Annotated in this window: 1 protein-coding gene; it reads right to left on the minus strand. The window is 38.2% G+C overall.

Going from position 1 to position 228, the window contains the following annotated elements; translation table 11 throughout:
- The coding region (locus SB724_RS22195) for a hypothetical protein (protein WP_410573290.1) at window positions 1-228 on the minus strand (228 nt) is incomplete at both ends.

The raw sequence follows: 228 nt of genomic DNA on the forward strand, positions 1-228 counted from the left end.
ATTATTGGTTTGAGTATTCTTCCCATATAGGGTTTTCACCTTTGAAATAAACTTTCCGTTTTCCTTAGTTTCAGTTTGCAGTGGAATCCCCACCATATTAGCAGCAAGCATATTGGCATTATTTTCCTCATGGGCATATGTATAGACTGTTAACTGCTGGGAATTGTCTGAACCTATCGTCAATTGCCCCGTCGATTGGTAATGCTGGGGATTATTATAAAAATACTG

Source organism: Bacillus sp. SIMBA_031, assembly GCF_046535225.1.
Taxonomy (GTDB): domain Bacteria; phylum Bacillota; class Bacilli; order Bacillales; family Bacillaceae; genus Bacillus; species Bacillus velezensis.